Below are 22,216 nucleotides of genomic sequence, written 5' to 3' on the forward strand. Positions count from 1 at the left end.
GGCGCAGCTGGACAAATTGAACAGTCATGTTGCGAAGGTCTGCTCTGTCGCACTTCGGCCGCGAATCCGGGGCCGCTTTCAGAAGGTCGTTCGGAGTCCGTCAATCCTTCGCGGCAAACACTATACCCGTTGTTATCCACATGAGAACCCAATTCCTCCACGGCATCTGTTTAGTTAGGTTGATGAATAAACGAGTGATTGAGTCCTGACTGGGTCCCTCAATAGAAAACGTCCGTGTCGAAGCAGCACAAGATTTTTCCCCGACCACGCTGAAGTCCATCGCTCGCGATCTCGTTTCGTCGCGCTTGAGCGCGCAGAGTTTGTTCTGTTGGGTGACCGCACACAGAGGCTCAAAAAACGTTGTCTACAGCCAGACATCGTCGCTCCTCAATCTAGTTGTAGAAGCCCTCGTGGTCGCGATCAATGTTGTTTATTTTCAGACGGTTAGCGTCGCTCGGAGGGTGTGCGAATCAGGCTTGGCATAACCCGTGCAGTTGTCGCTGTGGGCACGACCGGCTTGGTGCTACCGCCACGGCGTCAGCAGCATTGCTCAGATTCCCAGAAATGTGTTGTTCGTTGAGCTTCTTTGTTAGCCCGCGGCACGGCCCCACACATCGTCCCATCAACGTTGACCATAGCGCGCTGCAATGGACTTGGTCCGGCTGCATTCGAATGTTCAACAAGCATATTGGAGTCGTCATGAAAGCGAAATCTCTCGCCGCGCTGTTAGTCGCAAGCTCCGCATCGTTGGCGGCTCCCGCCTTCGCGGGCGGTGACGGGCAGAATTCCTTCTATCGCACCGATGTCGGCGCGCCGGTATCGCAACGCGGTCACGCCGCTCAAACGAAGGCCGTGGCAAGAGCCCACGGCAGCTCGGTTGGTGGTACCCGCAGTGGCGTCGGCGGTGAGGAATCGGTCAAGCCGCAATCTGGCCGGCGTGCCCCGACTGATAGCATCGACCCGATGTATCGCGGTGGTTGATGAGTTTGTTCGCGCAGCGCCAGTTCGCTGGTACTTCGCGACTGAACCGCTGCTTTTCGTCGATGGGGGCTCATGTCTTGACGATGAGATCCCGATGAACGGCGTGCCTCGAGCGAATGCTTGCCGCACCTGAAGATTTAGGTCTTCAGGGACGCCCGTCACCCAAACCGGTGTGGCGCCGTGCGGCAGTCGCGTGCATCCAAACGAAGGTCGGCAACTACATCGTCACCACACCGAGCATTACTATGCTGCGGCACTCGGTGTTCGCGCACTGCCGCTGCGCGCCATGCGTTCGATCCGTCACATTGAGCGAAGCCACGCAATGAAGGTAACTGAGGGCAACAACGGTCGCGGCGACGAAGCATGGCTTCGTTCGCGACTCGCGCACGCCTGAGGGCCGTCCCATAGCATCGCTGGCGGGTTGCTGCCAGGATGGTCCCAGTCCGGCCAGCTTCTGCCGTTGGCCGGCGCTTTCACTCGGAGGTTCGAGCGTCGGCTTCGCCCCAGGCAGTCGACGCTCACATGCCGATCACTCTCGTTGCATGATCGGCCATGCCTGCCGTTCACGATCTCTCGGACGCAGGCCACGCAAATCGGAATTGACGTTTGCAGCAAAGCTCGTTTGCCACCTGCGCCATGGCCTGCTCGCGTTGGAGCGGACGATGCTGTGAACGTGCGAGATACACCAAGGATTCGCGCAACAGTTCCTGTTGGCGCGGGCATTGTATTGAGTCGCGGGACCGCCTTTGAAGCGAGCAGCCTTGCCGGTCAAGAATGATCGACACCGGAACGAATCGCAGCCCGTTCCGGGCGATCAGCTGAATTCTGGTACACGGCGCAATCTGGGATCGCCGACAACAATGCAGCCATAGATGTGCCTCTGGCAAAGAGCACTAATACGGAGGATTCACTACTACATATTGTGAGCCTTGAGGCTGATACCAGGTACTGCCACATTGCTGGTAGACCATTCCACCATAGTTGATTGGAACACAACCTGCCGGTACGGTTCTGGTCATGGAGCCAATAACGGCGGAAGTCACGGCAACCGTCGCGCCAACCGCGGCCGCAGTCGCGACCGGATGGTAGTCGTTGTCCCAACCTCCATTTCCCTGGACATTCACATTGGTATTCCTGTTAACGTTTACGTTGTTGACACTGGTGCTTCGGACATTGTTCGTGCGCGCGTCCGCCCTGGTGTTGTTAACCTGAGCATTCTGTCTGGCGCCGCCGCCAGCCGCTTGCGCGCGTGCGCCACCGCCTCCACGGCCTTGCGCCTCGGCTATGGGTGCTAAAGCGACGTTGGCGAAGACGAGCATAGCCAGTGGCGTCAGAAGCAACTGGCTGAGTGATTTCTTCATGTTGGATCTCCTTTACTTTGCCTTCACCGGCAGGATCTCGATCTTCGTAGAACCTTTGGGCGGCGCAAACGCGAAAACGGAGTCTGGGAATCCCGGCTTCAAATCCCATTGCAACAGGGAGATCGATTGTGGGCGGGCTTCGTCGGCCCGATTGGTTATGACGATCTTGCGCGGCAGCGGCTTTCCGCCGGCGGATATCCAGATCTGCCAGTCGATATCGCCCTGACGGAACGCGTAATGATCACAAAGCTCATTCCCGACAAAGTCCTGGCCGGCATTCATCGCGGACTCAATCTTGTCCAGGGGCGCAGCTTCGGTACCCCAGACAAAGAGGTCCGTCAACGGTAGTTCCACGCCGTACCTCACTCGCAACTTGTCGATCAGCTCACCAATCGTGCCGGCAAATTCGACCGATGAGTAGTAATTTTGTGCCGGTGTAAAGAGGGTGACAGTCTTTCCGTCGTAGAAGAGTTCACGCGTGGAGCGCGGGCTACGCATCACCACGTGCAGCCTGTTTGGACGAACGACGTCCATATTTGCCGTCGCCGTGTGCGTCAGCTTTTGGCCGTCCTCCAAAACTCGCTCGGCGCTCAGTTCGTTCGAAACCCTAAATCGCTTCAATGTTTGCAAATAGGCGCCCATGGCCTTGAGTGCCTGAATCGATCCTTGATCGACAGCGCTCGCCGCAGGCTGCGCCGTGCTCGCCGGCGGAGTCTGTGCGTAATTGGACGTCCCGGCGACCGACATAGCTAGTAGGCCGAGGACAAGAATCTTCCGTTTCATGGCTGTCTCCTGTTGCTAAGCACCACTTGGGCTATACGGACGGCTCGCCATCGGCTTGAGATCGCTTTGGCTGATCGGGGTAGGGAGGGTGGCGTGCGGAGTTTCCTTAGAAGAATAGCGGCGCTGTCGGGGATAAAACAATTGGACTTTGGTCGTAGGTAGTGGCAACTCGACTCAGAACGTTAGGGAGCTTCTGTTTAACCTGAGCGCCTCCGGAATTGCCCGCGTCCTGTGACGAACGAGGAGAGCAATGACGCCGCGTGCGTCGCAACAGCCGCGTCAGACGCGCCACGGGCGAAGGGGGAATGTGAAGCGTTGCCGTCGCGTCAAGCACGGAGCGTGAAGGATCGATGGGAATCGAAGGGGGCAATTGCGCCGAACTCCACGCGACGGCAACTCCGGGTCGCGTACTGTCAATCGTAGACTTGCGAGGCACCAGCTGCGTATGCCCATTGCATGAGACGGTAACCGGCCACAGGACGTACACAACAACAGATCAAGCGTCCGAACGCCACCGAAATGCTGGCGTTCACTTTGCTAGCGCCGGCGTTCGGCGCATGGTCGACAGGATTGCAGTCAACTTGACCAGACTGTGGTGACCATAGCGCGAAGGCGGACGCTGAGATATGCTGCTGCCCGAGAGTTCCACCGTGTCACAGAGAGCTTCGATCCGAATCAGCCGAGTCAAATCAACATGGCCACAACCACGACAGACATTGTCATTATTGGCTCAGGGATGGGTGGAGCGACGGCAGCGCTCGGCCTCGCTCCGACGGGAGCGAACATAACGATTCTCGAACGAGGCTCTCAAATCGCGCCGAGTGCGCTAAATCGCGACGCGCGTGCGGTCTACCAGCGCAATCACTTCAAGTCGGACGGGTTCTGGTATCTGCCTAACGGCGAAGCCTTCCCTGCGGGAAATCGTTTTTGCCATGGCGGCATGACGAAGTTTTACGGCGGTGTCCTGTATCGCTTTCGCGAACGCGATTTTGACGGCGTGTCCTACACCGAGGGGGATGCTCTTCCATGGCCCATTCGATACGCTGAACTGGAACCGTGGTACGAACAGGCTGAACGTCTTTATCAGGTTCGGGGCGATAGTTCCCAAGACCCAACCGAACCGCCACGCAGGATCAACCTGCCGTACCCGCCTGTTCCTGATGAGGAAGCAATATCTCAGGCGCGCGCTCGCTTTGAAGCCATCGGCCTGCATCCCGGTGCATTACCGTTGGGCATTGACCTCAGCACGTGGCTCAGGCACGGCAAGACTGGTTGGGATGGTTTTCCTGATGCCCGCGAGGGCAAGATGGACGCCGAGAATTGCGCGCTGATTCCTGCACTCAACTATCCGAATGTCAGAATCAAAAGTGGCGCCGTGGTGCAGAGGGTACTGTTTTCCCCCGACGGAAAACGCGCGGTCGGCGTCGAGTATGAATCTGGCGATCAAGTGCAGCGCTTGCATGCAGACGTTGTCGTCCTCGCGGCGGGGGCCATCCCAACTGCAGCCATTCTTCTGGCGTCCGACATCGACAGGACTATCAACCGCTCAGGGCAGGTAGGTCGCAACCTGATGGCGCATAACCAGAGCATCGTGATCGGTTTCGACTGGCGTTTCCGGAACGACTCGATTTACCAGAAGACGTTCGCGATCAACGACTTCTATCTGTCTGACGGAGCGGGCGGTCCGCCTCTTGGAAACATCCAGGCCCTTGGGCGCGTGAACGGCGCCATCCTGAAGGCCGGATTTCCCCGCGTTCCCGAGTGGCTGCTTAGCCGGATCAGCAAGCACACGCTCGATTTCTTCCTGAATAGCGAAGACCTTCCGCACGAGCGAAACCAGGTGCGACTTGATGGACGAAAGCTTGTCCTCGATTTCAGTCATCCAACCAACATGCTGGCTCACAAAAGTTTGACCCTCCGCTGGAAGGATTGCTTGCGAGACGCCGGATTTCATCGCACGGGTTCCATGCTGTTCGAGCGGCGCGGTCCGGGTCACCAGTCCGGAACCGTTCGGATGGGCGATGATCCGAATACCGCGCCATTAAATCGTTGGGGGCAAGCACACGAGTGCGAGAACCTGTTTATCACCGATGCGAGCCCCTTTGTTTCGTCTGCGGCGGTCAACCCTGCGTTGACGGTAGCTGCTCTATCACTTCGGGCGGTTGGGAAGATCAAGGATGTGTTGCTCAAGGGATAGACTGTGATTGCCGCTTCGACCTGATGATGTCGAAGTCACAGTTCGAAGAACTGTCTCACTGGAGCCCGCAACATCGATGCTGCTCTCGGGCCGAATGACGGCCTCGGCCAGATATCGGACCTCCGCGTCGATGAAGTCGGTTGGGGCTGTGGCTCAACCGGACGCATATCTCTCAGTGCAACCAGGCGTTCGGGAACGTCTGGTTGCTGCGAACTGCCTGCACAACCGCACTTCGCCGGACACCTCGCCGCGGCTTACCCGCTCATAGCTAGCTAGTCCAAAAAAGCGTTCCGCGGTCGTTGTCAGCAGGCAGACTTCCTGTTGGTCGAACGATCGTGCGATGTCTTCGAGTTGTGCGACCAGTTCCCGCGCAATGCCTGTACCGCGCAATTCTGACGTGATGACGAGCGATCGCAAGAGCACGCTCGAGCCGAACTGCTCGAGTCCGGGATGAGCGCAACAGCCGAAAGCAGAGACACCAGCAGCACGGTCCATTCGACAGGCGCATAGTCTCCACCGACCGTCTAGATCGCCGCAGCCGAAATCGGCGCGATGCCCTTGGCGATGTTTGAGGGCATCGAGAGCAGTCCGCGCACGGCTCCGTAACCCTCCGTCCACATCACGTCCTGCACGATCGTTCCGCGCACGATCGTCATCATGCCGTTTGCGCCGCCGTCGACGACCGCGAACATCCATACTATTTTCGTCTCACGGCCAACGGTTCTGCGCTCGAGGAGAACCCACTGGGACTGTGCTCCAACCCAAGTCGTTAATTAGCAGCCTAAGGGACACTTCGCGGGAGGCGCAATTTAGCGCGCCGGGCGCTGCGTGTGCCGTGCGCGACTACGGCGAGGGCAACAATCCAGCAATATTCCCGTAGCCGTTTGCAACTGATCTGTCGCTAACCTATCTTGAATCACTGAAGGTAATTTGCCAGACGGCTTATCTCGAAGGCCATTAGGCGCTTGATGCTTCGAGTGCGCACGGTGAGCACTGAGATCCGCGACGCCCGAATTGTCCTCGAATGCCACGGCTGGCCATACCATCGCGGCCGGGCCTCTTACGTAATTTTCAGGTTCGCAACAACAGCACGGAGGCGCGGCCATGACGACCCCGCTGCATGGACAGATGATGGACGTGCCGCTAACGGTTTCTTCGTTGCTGGCGCATGCGTCACGCTACTTCGGCTCCACGGAGATCGTGTCGAAGCGCATCGAGGGCGACGTGCATCGCTACACGTATCGTGATTGCGAGAAGCGCGCGAAGCAACTGGCGCAGGCGCTGATTGCGCTGGGCGTCGAAGCGGGCGACCGGATCGGCACGCTCGCATGGAACGGCTACCGGCATCTGGAAACGTACTACGGCACGACCGGCTTCGGCGCCGTCTGCCACACGGTCAATCCGCGTCTCTTTCCCGATCAGATCGCCTACATCGTCAATCACGCCGACGACGCCTACGTGCTGTTCGACACCACGTTCGCATCGCTCGTCGACGTGCTGGCGCCGCAATGTCCGAACGTGCGGGGGTGGATTGCGATGACGGACGACGCGCACATGTTGCGCATGTCGACAGCGACATCGAGTTATGAGGCGCTGCTCGCTCAGCACGACGGCAACTTCGACTGGCCGCTGATCGACGAGCGCAGCGCCTCGAATCTTTGCTACACGTCGGGCACGACGGGCAATCCGAAGGGCGTGCTGTACTCGCATCGCTCCACGGTGTTGCATGCGTTCGGCGCGGCGCTTGCCGGCGCAATGGGTCTGTCGGCGCGCGATTGCGTGCTGCCCGTCGTACCGATGTTCCATGTGAACGCGTGGGGCATTCCGCACGCCGCGCCGTTGACCGGCGCGAAGCTGGTGTTCCCCGGCAAGGACCTCGACGGCAAGTCGCTCTACGCGCTGATGGAAGCCGAGCGCGTCACGTGTTCGGCGGGTGTGCCGACCGTGTGGCTCGGGCTGCTCAACTACGTGCGCGAAGCGGGCGTGCGGTTCTCGTCGCTGGAGCGCACGATGATTGGCGGCTCGGCGTGTCCGCCTGCAATGCTCAGAATGTTCAAGGACGACTATGGCGTCGAGGCCATCCACGGATGGGGCATGACGGAGATGTCGCCGCTCGGCACGCTGGCAAGACTCAACTGGGAGCAGGCGCAGCGTTCGCGGGACGAGCAGCGCAGGTTGCTCGAGAAGCAGGGACATGTGGTCTACGGCGTCGACATGAAAATTGTCGGCGCGGACGGTCAGGAATTGCCGTGGGACGGCGTCGCATTCGGCGATCTGCATGTGCGCGGGCCGTGGGTGATCGACCGTTATTTCCGCCGCGATACATCGCCGCTCGTCGAGGGTTGGTTTCCGACGGGTGACGTCGCGACGATCGACCGCGACGGCTTCATGCGCATCACTGATCGCAGCAAAGACCTCATCAAGTCCGGCGGCGAATGGATCAGCTCGATCGATATCGAGAACGTCGCGATCGCGCATCAGGCGGTCGCGGAAGCGGCATGCATCGCGTGCGCGCATCCGAAGTGGACCGAGCGTCCGCTGCTGGTGGTCGTCAAGCGAGCGGGCTTCGATGTCACGCGCGAGGAACTGCTCGCGTTCCACGAAGGCAAGGTCGCCAAATGGTGGATTCCCGACGATGTCGTTTTCGTCGACGAGTTGCCGCACACCGCGACCGGGAAACTGCACAAGCTGAAGCTGCGCGAGCAGTTCCGCGATCACATCTTGCCGTCGGCGCGCAATGTTGAAAACTGTCCGCTTACTGTGTCGACCCGGATTCAGGGATCGCAGACGCAAGTCGAATAGAACAGCCGCGTCGGTACGATCCTGACCAAAGCTTCCTGCGTGTGATCGGCGTACAACCGCCGGTTGAACACGTTCTTCACGCCCAGCGAATGTGAAAGCGCCGGTGAAGACCGAAGAAGGTAGTCCTCTTGTGTCGTGGCTTCGTCAAAGACACGCTGAAGGGGTAGTCCTCGCGGCGGTATGCTGTGGCGTCTTTATCCTGGCAAGAACGGGTCTGCTAGCCGGCCGACAGGCGACACACTGGTCCTTCAGTGATCACTTCGCCCAGCAATTTCCTGGTGTGCTTATAGAAACCGATCATATGGTCATCGACTACGGGGACGTCGTCATGGCCGGGGGCGTGCTCGCCTGAGCGGACCTTGGTCTGCGGCTCACCGAGAGATTTCTAGGCACGGCAGTCATGCTGGAAACAGCGCGCTACATGCTCGTCGACCCGCCCGGGCGCGAACAACGTTTCTACAGCGAATTCGATCCGCGCACGAATCATGGCGATAGGGCGATATTGAAAGCACAGCATTGGCTTTTCACTCAACGCGAGCGGCCGGTCAGTGTCGTGGACATTGCGCAACATGCGGATCTTGAGCCGAGGACGTTTCTGCGCCGCTTCGTTGCCGCCACGGGGATGAAGCCGAGCGAGTACCAGCAGAGACTTCGGATCACTCGAGCACGCGAGATGCTGGAGTTTTCGCAGGCCAGTATTGAAGAGATTTCGTGGAGTCTCGGCTATGGCGACGTGGGAGGATTTCGTCGCGTGTTCCGCAAAGTCATGGGCCTGACGCCTTCTGATTACCGGCGACGTTTCTGTCAGCCGACTCAGCAACGAGCCTGATCCGTGTTCTCATGCAAGCCGCCGGGTGAGGCAAAGGGTATATCGCAAACCGAAGCGGTATTTCGATCTTCTCAGAAGCAACCACTTATCGCGGCCTCATGTGCTGAAAACCGCCATCGACCACCGATGGCGGCGCGTCAACAAACTGGCGCGGCAGCGCGATATGCGCTGCGCCTTCCCCTTGCTCGACATGCCAGCACTTGTGGATCAGTGCACGGATTTGCTCCGGCGCAAGAATCCCTTCGGCCAGATCGGAGCATTTCTTCTCGAGCTGCTCGTCGCTCAATGGAACTTCTGTGCTGCCGATCGCCTGCTGGATGAACGCAGGCGGTTGTCGAAGCCGGGGCCGTGGAGGCCGGCGAGCGGCTGATCCTTCAGAACGTACAGGTTGCCCTGCGCCGGCTGCCGCGTAACGGCTCACTTGCCCCGGGAACCAGGTGGTGCCGGTGTGACGGACGGAGCAGAGATCGCTGGAAGTTGTGGGGCGCTCCCATCCGCCACGGACTCAGTCGGTTCGTTGCCGCCCTACAGGCAGCAAACTTCGGTCATGTGCAGGATCCGTGACCGGCGGGACGCCGAGTTTGATCCCTCTATCCGCCAGCATCACGATGAGTTCCGCGCGGCGCCGCAGATTGAAATGCGCGAGCAGATGGCTGACGTATTTTCGTACTGTAATGTCCTCAAGCCCCATTCTCAGAGCAATGGCCTTGGACGGAAGTCCGCGCACCAGCCACGTTAACGTTTCGAACTCTCTTGGAGTGAGTCCCAGGCCGGATGCGTTGCTCATTTCTGAATTACCGCTTGCCTGCCTTTTCGCCGGTCCATTTGCCGGAGCCTCGTCCGTGCCCATGTCACGCCTGAGCCTCCCGATGCTGGACGCGGGCAGGAAGACGCCCCCAGCAAGTACCGCGCTTATCGCTGCATGAAGCGCTTCAGGAGGCGACGATTTGAGCACGTATCCCATAGCGCGAAGTTCAATGCATCGACCGATGGTTTCCACGCTCTCGTCGGCCGATATCACAATCACCGGTAGCGACGGTCGCAACTCCTTCAATTCGGCAAGCGCGTCGCAACCGTGACCATCGGGAAGGTCGAGATCGAGAAAAACGATGCTCAGAGATTCGCCAAGCGCATGATTCATGCCTTGCGACAAGGTACTCGCGTGCAGCAACTCGATGGCCGGAAAGAGCTCTCTTAGTAGAAGCGCCAATCCGGCTCTGAAGAGTTCGTGATCGTCGACAATCAATACGCGCATTCCATCGTCTCCCAGGACCGCTTTCGAGGCGAGTTGCTACGACACAGCGGGTGATGCTACATCCGTAGCAGTCGTCCGCTGTGTTCAAATCAAATAGTACACGTAGTGCACCTAATGCCCCGGACAATGTCTGGTGCGCGCGGCGCCTGATCATGTCATTCACGCGCTTCCTTTGACGCGGGTCGCGTGCCGTCCCTCGTACGACGAGCGCCACCCTTCAATGCGAATCCTGTTTCCATCTCTGCAGATTGTCCCGGACCCGGCGGGCTACGAGGAGCGAGAGGTAGTCCAAGATTTGTGCACCTTGGCTGTACTCTGCCCACGTTTCTGCGAACATTCTCGAGACCGTTTCCACGGGAGTATTTGTGTCGGTTGCGATCATCTTGACGATGTCGTCGTCAATGTTGGGCGTGACCATGGGGGACCCCCCATTAACGTGAATGAACCAGACAGGGACAGATTCAATTACAGACCGTGCCCGGCGTCTCAGCCAATTGAATCCCTCTCTCAAATCCTGGCGCGGGCAGAAGAAAGCCGAGGCCTGGCACGTCGATAGCAGTTGAATATCCCATCCCGCGCGTGACGGCGTGACCGAGCATGTGTCTCCCGAGCACTGCAATGGCCTGTCGCGCGAGCACGGCTGCCTGAATGTCACCGCTTCGTTCGCGCCATTTTCATCCCGCGCACGCTGTCGGCCTTACGCCAGGAATCCCTTTCCCGCGGGACCGGCAGGAAGGCCATTGCACCGTCGCGTGCCGCACCGGTCACCCTCGTGCAGATGGCCACCGGCCCGTTCAATCAATCGAGACTCGCGCTTTTCGTGCCTTGGCTTCGCGAGTTCGCGATGGCATCAATGGCTGAGCGCGGGGCATTTCTTGCGGCCGGGAGCCCGACTTCTTTGGTCGAATTCGAGACCCGCGAACATTCGGCCGCAGCCCCGGGAATTTGATTAGGATCGGATCATGATCCCGGCCCACAGCAGCGCGCAATTTCCCGGCCATGGAATTCGTCAAACGGGGGGCAAGGTTACTGCAGCAAACACCCCCTGAAACGCAGCACCATTTTGCATCCCGGCTGGTTATCGTGGATTTCGACGTCGGCGTCGTGGACGCGCGCAATGGCTGTAACGAGACTCAAGCCGAGGCCATGCCCGGCAGTTTCATGCGCGTGCTGGCTCGGGCTGCGATAGAACGGACGTAGGACCGCTTCGCGTTCGCCGGGTTCGATACCTGGGCCCGAGTCCGCAACATGCAAAACTGCTTGCCCGGCGTCGATGCCCGCTTCGAGCGTAATTGCGCCGCCGCCAGGCGTGAATTTGAGCGTGTTATCGAGCAGGTTTTCTATCGCGCCGAACAGCAGGTCGACGTCGCCATGCACTTTCACTGGTTCGGGTGCATGCACCGAGACCGACAGGGCGCGCTCGTCCGCTACTGGCTCTTACAGGTCCACGACGTCGCGAAACACCGTGTCCAGCGACACATCGGTAAAGCTCGCGCGCCTGCCGTCGGCTTCGATTTCCGCAATTCGAAGCAGCGCGGTAAAGCGGTTCAGCACGACGTCCGATTGCAGAATGGCGGCATCGGCCGGATCTTCATAGTCGGCCACGGTATCAGAGCGGCGCCGCGCCCGTTCGAGACCCGCACGCAGACGCGTCATCGGCGTACGCAAGTCGTGTGCGATGCCCGCGCACACGCCGCGTGCCTCAGCAATGAGCCGCTCGATTTCGGCGAGCATCGTATTGACGATCCCGGCAAGGCGATCCAGGTCGTGATGCGTTCCGCGCGTCGGCAGGCGGCGGCTCAGTTGCCCCGCCATGATTTCGCGCACGGTCAGGCTGATCGCTCTGATCCGCCGGTTCGACATCGCGTTGAGCGTCGCGCCGCAGCCCACCGCGAGAATGATGATCAGCGTCAGGCCCACGCAGAGCATGTTCATCAACGTGCGGTCGAAGCCAAGAATTTCGTCTATCGAGTGGCCCACGACAATCCGCAAGCCGCCATGCGCCGGTATGATGATGCCGCGAAAATGCGTCTCTCTCATCCGGTTGCCGTCGCTCACTTCCTGATCGTAGTAGAACGGCTTGTCCTCGCGCGCGTCCGGCAGCACGGGAATATTGCCAGCGAGCCACTTGCGGTCGGCATCGAAAGGGCCATACGGCCGACTGCTCGCTACATCGCGGCGGCTCAATGCCGCGATCTCCGCAATTGCCTCGTCACGTCCAATCGAATGAAGCTCCGCGACCTCGCCGAGCAAGCGCTCATCGACCTCGTGCATCAGGTAACTGTGCGTCACCCAGTACAGCATCGCGAATAGCAAGATTGCCGAGCTGATAAACACGGCCAGCAGCCACGCAGTGCTGCTGACGTGCATGCGCGGGCGGCGCTTATTTGCCTGTATGGAGGATGTAGCCGACATTGCGCGCCGTGTGGATCATCAACGAGAGCCGGCCGTTCAGGCTGATCTTGCGGCGCAACTGGCCGATATGCATGTCGATCACATTGGTCTGCGCGTTGAAATGGTAATTCCACACCCAGCACATGATGGTGGTGGATGCAACGTCGGGCCATGTGGTGGCCGATTTGCCGATTGGCGGGCACCCGGATTCCGCCGCGTTCGATCCTGCATTGAAGCTGGCGTTCAGTTCCAACGGTGCGAATGGCACGCTGACGGTGGTCCACGAAGACGACGCGGACCACTACAGTGTCGTGCAAAACGTGCAGACGCTGGAAGGCGCGAAGACGATGGCGCTCGATCCGCAGAAACACCGCGTGTATCTGGTGTCGTCGAAGTTTGGCCCGGCGGAAGCGGCGACGGCGCAAAATCCGCATCCGCGGCCGACGGTCATTCCGGGCACGTTCGAAGTGCTCGTCGCGCAGCGTAAGTAAGCGTGGTCCATTCCTGGCTTAGCTGCAACGTACGGAGGGCGGCGCGTCGGGCGGCGCCCCGGCGACGTCTCATGAGCAGGTCATCGGCCGACGCGGACGTTCGCCCATCGGCGTTGGCCTGTCCGCTGCCTACAAGTTTAGACAACAGCGGACGGTCGCATAGCATGGCTGAGAGACTGAACGGGGTCGACAGGCGACCCTTAGGGGCGCGGTTCACATAAAAGCTGCACGGCTGCCCGCGACGGGTCAAGCGATCCCGGCGAAGCGTTGCTCCAGATAGGTGATGATGGCGTTGGATTCGTACAACCAACGCGACTGGCCCTCTTCCTGAATATGTAGGCAGGGCACCTTCAACCTGCCACCGCCGGCAAGCAAACGATCCCGCGCAACGGGATCGTTTTTGGCGTCGTGCAGCGTCATCGGCACATTCAGGCGATGCAGGGCGCGCCGGGTCTTGACGCAGAAAGGACACGCTCGGAATTGATACAGCGACAGCCGCGCCGCTTCTTTTTCCACAATTGACTGACCTTGCGCCGCACGACGTTGCGGGCGCGGGCGACTGATGGCGTCGCCGAGTAAAATCAACTGGCCGAGACCTACACGCAGGATTTTCATCAACATAGAAGCTACCTTGAACGGCGAAAGGGAGCCCGCGAGTCTACTCCTTCCAGGATCCGACTGCTCATGGCCGCAGTATGGCGATCGCAATGTAGAGGAACGACCTGAGCCGGGCCGGCCGCGCTGGTCGAAAGCCGGGCCATGAGCGGTCATTGCTCACTCATTCGGCCGCTTCCGCCCTTCATGAACGGTTGCTTTCAACCCGGTATTGGAATTGGTCTGGAGCGTGCAGGTCCGCTACGCTACGCCGATCTCATTTCAAGCGATCCCAAGTGCCTGCAATATAGGTAGATGAATCTGAGCAAAGCGGTTCGCTTTCGCTGTTAGATCCGCCAGAGAAGCCGCTGCGCCCGACGGCAGCTCTGTTGTTGCCCTCGTAGGCTGGGGAGTTGCGCGCAGCACGGCCTCAGCGAACCCAGCCCATTGCGCCGGCTGCTGCAAGTGATGCAGTCTTGCCAATAAAAAAAGTTGCGCCACACGCGGCATCAAAATCCCCGAACCCGAAACCGGACTTACCAGAAACTGAACCTCCTCATGATTGCGCGCCTGTTCGCAGATAGCCGCGTTCAGCTTCTTCGCCGACGGTTGGGCGGCACTGATTTGCGCGTCATTTTGGGCATTCAGCAACACGCCCATACCAACCAGTAGCGTCACGGCCTTGACGATCTGCGCCAGGATGATGCCCCGTCCACGAACGCTGTTCTCGATATCGGACAGGGTCATCGGACGGTAGCTGTACAGTGCGTCGAGAATAGGGCCGTATAGCGTTTCCGGCAACAGCGTCTCGCCGAGTGCACCGCGCACCTTCAGCACCACGGAAGCTCTCGGCACGGCCAGGATGACCCGATGGGTGCGCAGGTTCGCGTCCCGCTCGTCGTCATTGAGCGCCCTGGGGGCCTTGATCCAGTAATCGCGCCGCAACGACCGGTTCACGCAGAAATCGCGCACCGTTTCTCGCAAACTCGTATCCGCAATGTCCGCTAACAAAGCGCGCTGCGCCGGGTTGAGGTTGATCTCATCGATGTGATCGCGATAGTCCGCGGATCCCCCATAAGTCAAACCCGACGCAACAAGCGACGAGGCGACCTGCAAGAAACTCATTGGGTGCCAGTCACGATTGAAATACTCATGCGCGAGATAATTCGGGTTCTCCCCGGACAACGCGTCGACGCGCTCGGCAAGCAGTGGATTAACCAGTGCATAGCCCGGTTGCGTCGCAAATACTGCCCGCGCAAAATCCACGGCGGCTTCGATGCGCACTTGCATGCGCTCTTCGGCGCCCGTGCCGTCGCGCGGCCCGGATACCGTACCGATTTGAAAATGCCGGTGCATCAATTCGCGCACCGGCAGCATCGCGGTCCATCCGGGCTGAGTGTTGTAGCTCAGATACAGCACGCCACCGGCCTTGAGCTTGCGGTGTATGAATTCAACAATCAGCGCACGATTTTCGTCGGAAATCCAGCTCCAGATGCCGTGCATGCCGATGAAATCGAAATCCGGTAAATCGTCGCGCCGGCAGAACTCCGAAAAAGGCTCGCCGAACAATTGCGCCTGCGATCCGCCACTGTCCGCAAGTCGTCGGGCGAAGTTCGCGTGAGGCCGGTGGAAGTCGGTGCCATACCATCGCGTAGGGGACCCGGCAGCGTGAATATTTACGCTCACGCCGTGGCCAAATCCCAGCTCGCAAGCGGTATGGACAGTTGGCAAAGCAAGTCCAGCCTGCAACAAGGGGAGTCTCTGCCGTAGCGGATTCAGCTCGTCGCAATAGCCGAATGTGTATGCAATCTCATCAACGTAACCAGTGTCCGGCTCACTCACCTTTTTAGCTCTCGTTCGTTGCGCGGGTACCCCGCATCGGCTCTGCAGATTGCGGAACCGGCTGTCCGGCGATGCCCGACACGATAACGGTGGATGGGATGGAATGCAAAGCATCCTCGATGCGAGCTTGAGCCTGGAATCTGACGCGACCTTCAGCGTGCTCAGAACCTGACCAGATCTTCGCCGCCCTTTCCGAACCCGAGGCGCTCGTTGTTGGAAAGCAGTTTGCGGAGCTGTTTACGGCGCGAGTTGGGCGAGCAGACACGAATGCGCTCATTGAAGGACGGGGGTTGCTTGATGAGATCGGGATGAGTGAGGATGTGGACCGCTTGCTTTACGCGCCGGCGCTCCATTCTGGCCAGATGATCGAACTGAAGAAGGCGTGAGACATGAAGACGAGAAACGATCCGAAGGCCTTCCTGGGCGAACTGGCGCAGATCTCGAAGATCAAGGAAGCGATCGATGCGTGTTAGAACACGACACGCGACCCGGGATGCGATGACCGGCAGCAATGGGTTGTGGATAGGACTCGTTCGAAGCCGCCATGAAGCGGCCCTTCGTGAGCGCTCGAATCGGCAGACCGTCCGGGGACCGGATTGGCGAGCGCGACACGGCTGAATGAGTGTTTGTCCCGGTCCACATACGCTCGAAAATGTGTTGGCCACGCTACGACACTCCGCCCGATACGCGTCTCTCAGCGCCGCTGAAATGCGCGCCAGACAGAGCTTGCTGCAATGTGGCATGGACTCTGCCTTACACAATGTCCAGCCGTCGCACGACCCGCCCATCCACCGAACTCGGATGCCACCGCACCGGATGCACGTCTGGAACCCACGTCATTCGGTAGCACCATTGCGTTACCGGTGTCGCAATTCGGACTTCGGTAACAGGTCGGCGCTCGTCAATTGCCTCTGGTGGCCAGTTGTCGGGAGGTTCAAACTCACGGGTCTAGGCAGACAACCAGTAGGTGCTGGGAATCTGTACGAGTAAACTACCTGTCTATGGTTATCAACGCGGTCCATCATCTAGGGGGACCAAAATGCGCAAGCTATTCTTCACGACAGGATCGCCTTTCGCCCGTGCCGTCCGCATCGTACTCGTCGAGAAGGGGCTCGATTTTGAGCGTGTAGAGACCTTCACTACGCCCAGCGTCGAAGAGCGCGCGAAGATCACGCCGACCCTACAGGTTCCGACCTTCGTCGACGGCAACCTCACTCTTTGGGATTCCGCCGTGATCATCGATTACCTGATGTCCAACTATCCATGTTTGCCCGCGCCGGAACGCATGGAGCCCCTCGCGACCGACTACGTGCGCGCGACGGCAAACTGGCACGATAGGCTCGTTCTCGCCACGGTACAAACTTTCGGCGTGTCGACGACGACGGTGTCGCAACTGCAATGGTCCGGGGTTCGGCATGAAGAAAATGGCCATGCCACGCGATGCGCCATTCGGAACCAGCATCTTCTCGATTGGTTTGAGTCCCAGCTCATCGGCACTGACGGCGCATTCATTCCCGGTGTGATCTCCGCGCAGGATATTTTGCTCACCTGTTTCTGCCAGTTCATTGAAACACGCCCATTGCGATTGTCCTGGCGCGCTCCAGGTCGACCCAAGCTCGCGTCATTGGTCGCGCGAATGGAAGGACGGCCATCTTTCCGGCAGGAAGCGGCACTTTGGTGGGAGCCAGGAATGACGTATGCCACTGCCGCCGAGGTGGAATGGGCAAGACGTAAAACGATTCATGGTGGACCCAGCTTCAGCGAATGGGCATCGCAGTCTCCCAGCTGACACCGGGCTTTGACGACGATTGAATGAATTGGTACGGCCAACGAGCAAAGATAGCCCAATTCGTGTGCGAGGACGCCCGGGATTGATTGCCGACAATCTGTTCCAGAGCGATAGACAGAGCGAGGAATTCGATGCTGACAGGTGGATGCTATTGCCGTGCCATCCGGTATGAGATTCATTCGAGTCCGTTCGACACGACGCTTTGCCACTGCGCCACATGCCGGAAGGTATCTGCAGCGCCAGCGGTTGCCTGGTTCAGTGTAAGCAGGAGCGGACTGCGCTGGGTACACGGCACACCAAAGACGTTTGAATCCAGCCCAGGGGTTCTTCGCGCCTTTTGCGGTGATTGCGGAACGCCATTGACTTACGCAAACGCCGAATCGTCCGACCTGGTTGATGTTTCGACCTGCTCTCTCGATGAACCTGGCAAGGTTCCTCCGGCGAGTCACACCTGGTGCAAGGCACGGTTGACCTGGGACAGGGCAATGGACGGTCTGCCTGAATATCCCGAAGCCGGCTAGCCGCTGACAAATCGACCGTCCAAGCCAAGTCGAGACATGCCGACCAACTGAGGGCGTGAACGGCCAGGAGGCGACGGCCGTGTCACCGTTTTGGACGTCTGCTCCAGGCGGCGGATTCAACCGGTCGATGCAGAAGCTGCGGCGGCGTGAAGTCGATGCAACGCGTCGCGCGCGGCGTGTAATTCAGTCTGGGCGCCGATGGCGGACACAGTGTCAATCATGTCGATGCGCGCAGCCGTCGCGCGAGAGTGTCCGTCATCAATGACGCGGCAGGCGTTTCTCGGTCAATTGGTTCGAGCCCGCTCCGATGCTGGCACGGGGGCCTGAGATGGATGGCCGATGCCGCCTTCCTGTAGCCAGTAGCCGAGGCCCATGAAGATAGCGCCCCCTGCCAGATTGCCCGTGGTCACGAAGAATTCATTGTGGATAGCCCCCGCAAGCGTTATTGATGCGGGGTGATCAGCCATCAATGCAAGCGCAAACGCAAACATGTTTGCGACGCTGTGCTCGAAGCCGCTTGCCACGAATGCGAAAATAGGCCAGAAGATCAGCCCGAGCTTTGCTCCGTCGTTCGTCGTACGTGCGGCCATCCAGATCGCGAGGCAAACCAGCCAGTTGCAAAGAAGGCCCTTCGCGAACAGAGGGAGATCCGGGGCAGACATCTTTGCCTCCACGGCCTTGAAGAACACCTCTGAACCGTCAGTCAATAGAACCCCGCCGCCTGCCGCGTACAGAATGGCCGCTAGAACAATGGCGCCTATAAGATTTCCGATCCAGCATGTCACCCACACTGCCAACATGCCGCCGATCCCCGTCTTACCTTTCAATACGGCAAACGGCATGTACATTGCCGTTCCGGTGAATAGTTCGGATCCGGCAAACACAACTATTGTAAGGGCGCACGCAAATACGGCGCCCATCACGAGGTGCACGTAAGCTGGGCCGACGTGCGCGCCAACCGAAAACATGAGAATGTCGCCGAAGCCAATATAGGCTCCCGCCATTGCGGCGCCAATCAGAAAAACCAGTGGCGATCGCTGCACAGTCGATGCTTTGTGAGCACCCACCTTTGCGAACTTGTCGATACTTTCAGCGTACATCACTGCTCCACATAAAGATGCACCTCCGCTGCTCGGGAGGTGTTGAGGCAAACTGACGCATATGCCAGTTTTCGAAGGTGTGATATTCGCCAGGAAACTCGCAAAAGTCGACGATTGGTTCTCCCGGCTGCAACTGTGCTCCTTGAGATTGCTATAGTTTGTACCCTTCCTAACGTGTTTTCGTTATATGCCCAATATGGCGGAAAGTTAGTTTATGGGTTATGGAAAGGAGGATGTAATTGAGAGCGCAACCGAATGCCGCGACCCACAGTATTCATGAACGACTGGAAATGCTCTTGGTGCAAAAGAGCATCATCGGTTCGAAAGTCCAAGAGCCGGTGCCGAAGACCTCGGCGACCTGTCAGGCTTTGTCGATCAACTGACGTGCGTCTCTCCCGGCAAAGAATCGACAGTGGCCCCCTCTGCCTGACACTATCTTGCCTGGGGCGTATTCGCGGCCTCAAACACTTGGATCCTCGTACCTAAGTTGATAGAGCACTGTGAGCGTCGGTGGCCATCCAGAATGGCTATTGGAACCGCACCGGCGTGTCCACTACGGGATCATTTTCGTGAACATGCACCGAGACCATTGATCGGCTCCATCCCACTGTCCCGCTTAGGCGAGCTTGAGGGTCGTTTTTGGGCGAGGTAGAGAGGTTCGCAAGAACTCGCTAAACGGCTGAAACGGGGCGCGAGGAGCCCGACGCATTCGCTTTCGATGTCTTCGGGCGCTTAGGGCCTGTTTGAACGCCTGTGGGTCAGCTCGTCGAGCAACCATAGATTCCATTCGACGCTGGAGCGACGTCTTGCGATTTTCTTCAACGCTCGCGATGAAGTCGGTCAGTTCGCGCTCCATTGCCGAATCTTTGGTGTCCGCCTTCCACGACGCGGCTCCGTGCCGTCGGCGTGTGGCCCGGGCAAGGGCTAACGCGGACATTGCAGCCTTCGCACATTCGTATCCAACCAGACCGCAAAGTTCGATCGGCTCGCCGAATTCCCGGAACGCTTCCACATACCGATCGGGCGAGGCGCGCCATGACAAACTCGACCGAAACGCTCCCTAAACGAAGCTTCGGTCACGTGCGTTCGGACGCAAGGCACCCCACACTCCGGTCTTTGTCGGCCGCGTCCGGCGTCGTACCGGACCTTCAATAAAAATCCCGGTTGTGCACCACGCGTTACCTCAGAGACGCCGATTGCGATACGGGAGTAGCGCTTACGGCTTGCTCCAGACCTGTTTCCAACACATGAGAAAGGTACCGCGTGCGTCTCTTGAGACCGCTCCTTCGAGCGGACACGCGGTGCTCACTAGCACGGGGCCGAAGTGGGCGACCTCTCTATCCGCGTCAGCTAGTACATCGGCGGGCACCCGGCCCCAAATCGACAGGCTGGCGAGTACGCCTGCACAGCCAACCAGAATAACGAGAGTCCGTTTTAATCGGGTCGGGCGGCTGGCGATAAAATCAAGTGGCATTGGGTAGCCTCGTCTGGCGGGGGACTTGTAAGTGGTCTTATCGGCACCGGCTACCGAAAATATAGAGCTTCGCTCAATTATTTTTTTCGGACCAGATCGAGGGGGAGAGGGGCAAACGATGGCTCGAAGCTGGGCGCGTATGGAATCCCAGATCCGAGCCCAAATTGCATCCCCGAATAGCTCAATTTCTCATGTATGGAATTTTGTCCGAAACGGATTCGAATGGTCACAAGGCAGACGGTTGATGAGACTGCGACGACGAGTCCGATTCGGAGCGACTTGAGCGGGTCAGTGTGGGACTGGATCCGGCCAGCTTCAGTCAATCGTCAAATACTTGCGACGGTCCACTAGCGAACTCGCTGGCGACGCTTCGGATAACTCATCGATTGGAGGTCTCAATACGCGCTAAAGTTTGCGGGATCACTGCCGACGTTCCGATAATGGAATATGAACCGTACGTCCTGTTCGGCCCGGGACACCCCCGGTGTCTGCAAGCTCGAGCGCCAGCCCTGAGCGTCCCGGCAATCCGCAACGCCCAAGGCAAAGAGGAATTCGGACAATTACCCGATCGGCTCGCCGGGATGGGGCGAGGTGGACGAAGACTTCGCGCGCGGTGTGCTATGGGCGCTTGGTGGTGCCCTGGTCAATCTCAATCACGACTCCACGTGATGGATTGCGGCAAACTGCGAAACTTCGTTTCAGTGAATCGTAATGCCGCCTCGGTAGGACGCCCATCCCCCGTTCCACTCGGAGATTCCATGATTAACCACGCTCGCAGCAGTAGTGACTCTCAGCGCAGTCGTACCCGCATACGCTGACGATCACCAACATCATTGCGTTTGCCACAAAGCAAAGGAACACAGCCACTGGCAAAATCGCTGCCATTAACCAGTTTCGCCTGATCCGCCCCGCTTCACGCGGGACTTTTCGTTCCTGCCTGCGTCACGGCCTGCGGTGTAACCAGTCGCGCATCGGGTGCGTGTCCAGCCATCGAAGTTGCCGATTCCTGTGATGTTCGCGTCTGTAGTGCTCCGCAACCAGGATTGCCGCCACGATCAGGACGATCACCCCCAGCAGCATCCCCGAAATGGACTCGCCCATGGCCGTCTCCTTGCTTGTCGCGATCATGCTTATATCTTAGGTGATGGCAAGGCGCGTGAACGGCGAATATCCGGCGCCGCAGAAGAGGGTACCAACGCTCGCCAACTGCCAATAGGGCTCGCGAGACTGTTGTCTGAGAATTACCGGCATCCATCCCAATATTTGGCATATCGCGGAAACTGGCCTACAGTATTTATCAGACATAAAACGGTAGCTGCAGGCCAAAAGCAAATTTGGGGGCGCACATGGGTATGTTCTTTGACCAGGACATCGCGCATATTGCTCGCGTGATGGTGCCGTCATTGATAGGAGACCTCGGCAGGCCAATCCTGCCGGCTGAATACTGGCGTGGACGGCTTCACGAGCTTCTGGATGCGACTCATCTGACGCGCGCCCAACTCTGCGCGCTGGATAGTCTTCTGCTTCAACTGGAAGACTTTGAAGCCAAGGGCCGGCCCACGCCAGGGGGGAAGCACGTGTCCGTGTCGCTCGAAATCTCGACAACGATCGAAACGACCCCACGCGGTCCAGGGCCACCCTCGACGGCGTGTAGATGGCTCGTCGGACGCGGGACGCGCGGGCGTCGAAGGCCGACCGGACAGCGAGGTACAGCCATTCCTCATCGACGGCGCCATCTCGCTGGTTCGTTTCCCTCACTCACAGCTTGCATACGACGTCGAATCAATATGTGAAGCAAATGCA

The 22,216-nt window shown here is 59.0% G+C and carries 23 protein-coding genes and 1 pseudogene; 10 read left to right on the top strand and 14 right to left on the bottom strand.

Going from position 1 to position 22,216, the window contains the following annotated elements:
* Positions 1-699: 699 nt before the first annotated feature.
* Entirely contained in the window at positions 700-981 is a 282-nt protein-coding gene (locus P0D89_RS42605) for a hypothetical protein (RefSeq protein ID WP_408361569.1), read from the top strand.
* Between the two features lie 893 nt (positions 982-1,874).
* On the opposite strand, the gene P0D89_RS42610 is transcribed toward P0D89_RS42605, so the two are convergent.
* Both P0D89_RS42610 and P0D89_RS42615 read right to left on the bottom strand, forming a co-directional pair.
* Entirely contained in the window at positions 1,875-2,342 is a 468-nt protein-coding gene (locus P0D89_RS42610) for a hypothetical protein (protein ID WP_408361570.1), read from the bottom strand.
* A 12-nt stretch (positions 2,343-2,354) separates the two neighbouring features.
* Positions 2,355-3,125: a DUF2092 domain-containing protein gene (locus P0D89_RS42615; RefSeq protein ID WP_408361571.1), complete on the bottom strand. Its 771-nt coding sequence runs from the start codon at positions 3,123-3,125 to the stop codon at positions 2,355-2,357.
* Positions 3,126-3,819: 694 nt separating this feature from the next.
* Between P0D89_RS42615 and P0D89_RS42620 the strand changes: the two genes are divergently transcribed.
* Complete coding sequence (locus P0D89_RS42620) at positions 3,820-5,322, top strand: FAD-dependent oxidoreductase (protein ID WP_408361572.1); 1,503 nt, start codon at positions 3,820-3,822, stop codon at positions 5,320-5,322.
* A 153-nt stretch (positions 5,323-5,475) separates the two neighbouring features.
* Here the strand turns inward: P0D89_RS42620 and P0D89_RS42625 are convergent, their stop codons facing one another.
* The gene (locus P0D89_RS42625; protein WP_408361573.1) at positions 5,476-5,817 is read right to left on the bottom strand and encodes a GNAT family N-acetyltransferase; all 342 of its coding nucleotides are present in this window, start codon (positions 5,815-5,817) and stop codon (positions 5,476-5,478) included.
* Positions 5,772-6,017, bottom strand: a pseudogene (locus P0D89_RS42630) (MFS transporter); the annotation flags it as partial. The pseudogene P0D89_RS42630 and the gene P0D89_RS42625, both read right to left, overlap by 46 nt.
* Before the next feature lie 409 nt (positions 6,018-6,426).
* Between P0D89_RS42630 and P0D89_RS42635 the strand changes: the two are divergent.
* The 4 genes from P0D89_RS42635 to P0D89_RS42650 all read left to right on the top strand — a co-directional run bounded on the left by P0D89_RS42635 (position 6,427) and on the right by P0D89_RS42650 (position 9,323).
* Entirely contained in the window at positions 6,427-8,124 is a 1,698-nt protein-coding gene (locus P0D89_RS42635; protein ID WP_408361574.1) for a 3-(methylthio)propionyl-CoA ligase, read from the top strand.
* A gap of 103 nt (positions 8,125-8,227) precedes the next feature.
* The gene (locus tag P0D89_RS42640; RefSeq protein ID WP_408361575.1) at positions 8,228-8,476 is read left to right on the top strand and encodes a DJ-1/PfpI family protein; all 249 of its coding nucleotides are present in this window, start codon (positions 8,228-8,230) and stop codon (positions 8,474-8,476) included.
* 48 nt (positions 8,477-8,524) lie between these two features.
* A complete protein-coding gene (locus tag P0D89_RS42645) occupies positions 8,525-8,953 on the top strand; it encodes a GlxA family transcriptional regulator (protein WP_408361576.1) in 429 nt (142 codons plus the stop codon).
* Between the two features lie 100 nt (positions 8,954-9,053).
* On the top strand, positions 9,054-9,323 hold the full coding sequence (locus P0D89_RS42650) for a hypothetical protein (protein WP_408361577.1): 270 nt from the start codon (positions 9,054-9,056) through the stop codon (positions 9,321-9,323).
* A 135-nt stretch (positions 9,324-9,458) separates the two neighbouring features.
* Here the strand turns inward: P0D89_RS42650 and P0D89_RS42655 are convergent, their stop codons facing one another.
* The 5 genes from P0D89_RS42655 to P0D89_RS42675 all read right to left on the bottom strand — a co-directional run bounded on the left by P0D89_RS42655 (position 9,459) and on the right by P0D89_RS42675 (position 12,738).
* Complete coding sequence (locus tag P0D89_RS42655; protein WP_408361578.1) at positions 9,459-10,208, bottom strand: response regulator transcription factor; 750 nt, start codon at positions 10,206-10,208, stop codon at positions 9,459-9,461.
* A gap of 217 nt (positions 10,209-10,425) precedes the next feature.
* Positions 10,426-10,626 carry a DUF3562 domain-containing protein gene (locus P0D89_RS42660; RefSeq protein ID WP_408361580.1) on the bottom strand — a complete coding sequence of 67 codons (201 nt, stop codon included), beginning with the start codon at positions 10,624-10,626 and terminating at the stop codon, positions 10,426-10,428.
* 608 nt (positions 10,627-11,234) lie between these two features.
* Positions 11,235-11,591, bottom strand: a complete 357-nt coding sequence (locus tag P0D89_RS42665) for a sensor histidine kinase (RefSeq protein WP_408361581.1) — start codon at positions 11,589-11,591, stop codon at positions 11,235-11,237.
* 54 nt (positions 11,592-11,645) lie between these two features.
* Positions 11,646-12,578, bottom strand: coding sequence for a sensor histidine kinase (locus P0D89_RS42670; protein ID WP_408361582.1), 933 nt, complete (start codon positions 12,576-12,578; stop codon positions 11,646-11,648).
* Positions 12,579-12,591: 13 nt separating this feature from the next.
* Positions 12,592-12,738 (bottom strand): winged helix-turn-helix domain-containing protein, encoded by a 147-nt coding sequence (locus tag P0D89_RS42675; protein WP_408361583.1) that lies wholly within the window; start codon positions 12,736-12,738, stop codon positions 12,592-12,594.
* Positions 12,739-12,754: 16 nt separating this feature from the next.
* On the opposite strand from P0D89_RS42675, the gene P0D89_RS42680 reads away from it, so the two are divergent.
* Positions 12,755-13,093 (top strand): YncE family protein, encoded by a 339-nt coding sequence (locus P0D89_RS42680; protein WP_408378521.1) that lies wholly within the window; start codon positions 12,755-12,757, stop codon positions 13,091-13,093.
* Between the two features lie 246 nt (positions 13,094-13,339).
* Here the strand turns inward: P0D89_RS42680 and P0D89_RS42685 are convergent, their stop codons facing one another.
* The 3 genes from P0D89_RS42685 to P0D89_RS42695 form a co-directional block, all read right to left on the bottom strand.
* Complete coding sequence (locus P0D89_RS42685) at positions 13,340-13,714, bottom strand: glutaredoxin family protein (RefSeq protein WP_408361585.1); 375 nt, start codon at positions 13,712-13,714, stop codon at positions 13,340-13,342.
* Between the two features lie 255 nt (positions 13,715-13,969).
* A complete protein-coding gene (locus P0D89_RS42690) occupies positions 13,970-15,529 on the bottom strand; it encodes a class I SAM-dependent methyltransferase (RefSeq protein ID WP_408361586.1) in 1,560 nt (519 codons plus the stop codon).
* Between the two features lie 161 nt (positions 15,530-15,690).
* Entirely contained in the window at positions 15,691-16,041 is a 351-nt protein-coding gene (locus P0D89_RS42695) for a hypothetical protein (RefSeq protein WP_408378522.1), read from the bottom strand.
* 527 nt (positions 16,042-16,568) lie between these two features.
* Between P0D89_RS42695 and P0D89_RS42700 the strand changes: the two genes are divergently transcribed.
* Positions 16,569-17,318 (top strand): glutathione S-transferase family protein, encoded by a 750-nt coding sequence (locus P0D89_RS42700; protein ID WP_408361588.1) that lies wholly within the window; start codon positions 16,569-16,571, stop codon positions 17,316-17,318.
* A gap of 131 nt (positions 17,319-17,449) precedes the next feature.
* Positions 17,450-17,839, top strand: a complete 390-nt coding sequence (locus tag P0D89_RS42705) for a GFA family protein (protein ID WP_408361589.1) — start codon at positions 17,450-17,452, stop codon at positions 17,837-17,839.
* A gap of 284 nt (positions 17,840-18,123) precedes the next feature.
* Here the strand turns inward: P0D89_RS42705 and P0D89_RS42710 are convergent, their stop codons facing one another.
* On the bottom strand, positions 18,124-18,939 hold the full coding sequence (locus P0D89_RS42710) for a formate/nitrite transporter family protein (RefSeq protein ID WP_408361590.1): 816 nt from the start codon (positions 18,937-18,939) through the stop codon (positions 18,124-18,126).
* 239 nt (positions 18,940-19,178) lie between these two features.
* Between P0D89_RS42710 and P0D89_RS42715 the strand changes: the two genes are divergently transcribed.
* On the top strand, positions 19,179-19,322 hold the full coding sequence (locus tag P0D89_RS42715) for a hypothetical protein (RefSeq protein ID WP_408378525.1): 144 nt from the start codon (positions 19,179-19,181) through the stop codon (positions 19,320-19,322).
* Between the two features lie 2,033 nt (positions 19,323-21,355).
* Here the strand turns inward: P0D89_RS42715 and P0D89_RS42720 are convergent.
* A complete protein-coding gene (locus P0D89_RS42720) occupies positions 21,356-21,514 on the bottom strand; it encodes a hypothetical protein (RefSeq protein ID WP_408361591.1) in 159 nt (52 codons plus the stop codon).
* Positions 21,515-22,216: the final 702 nt, after the last annotated feature.

Source organism: Paraburkholderia sp. RL18-085-BIA-A (genome assembly GCF_046027075.1).
GTDB lineage: Bacteria > Pseudomonadota > Gammaproteobacteria > Burkholderiales > Burkholderiaceae > Paraburkholderia.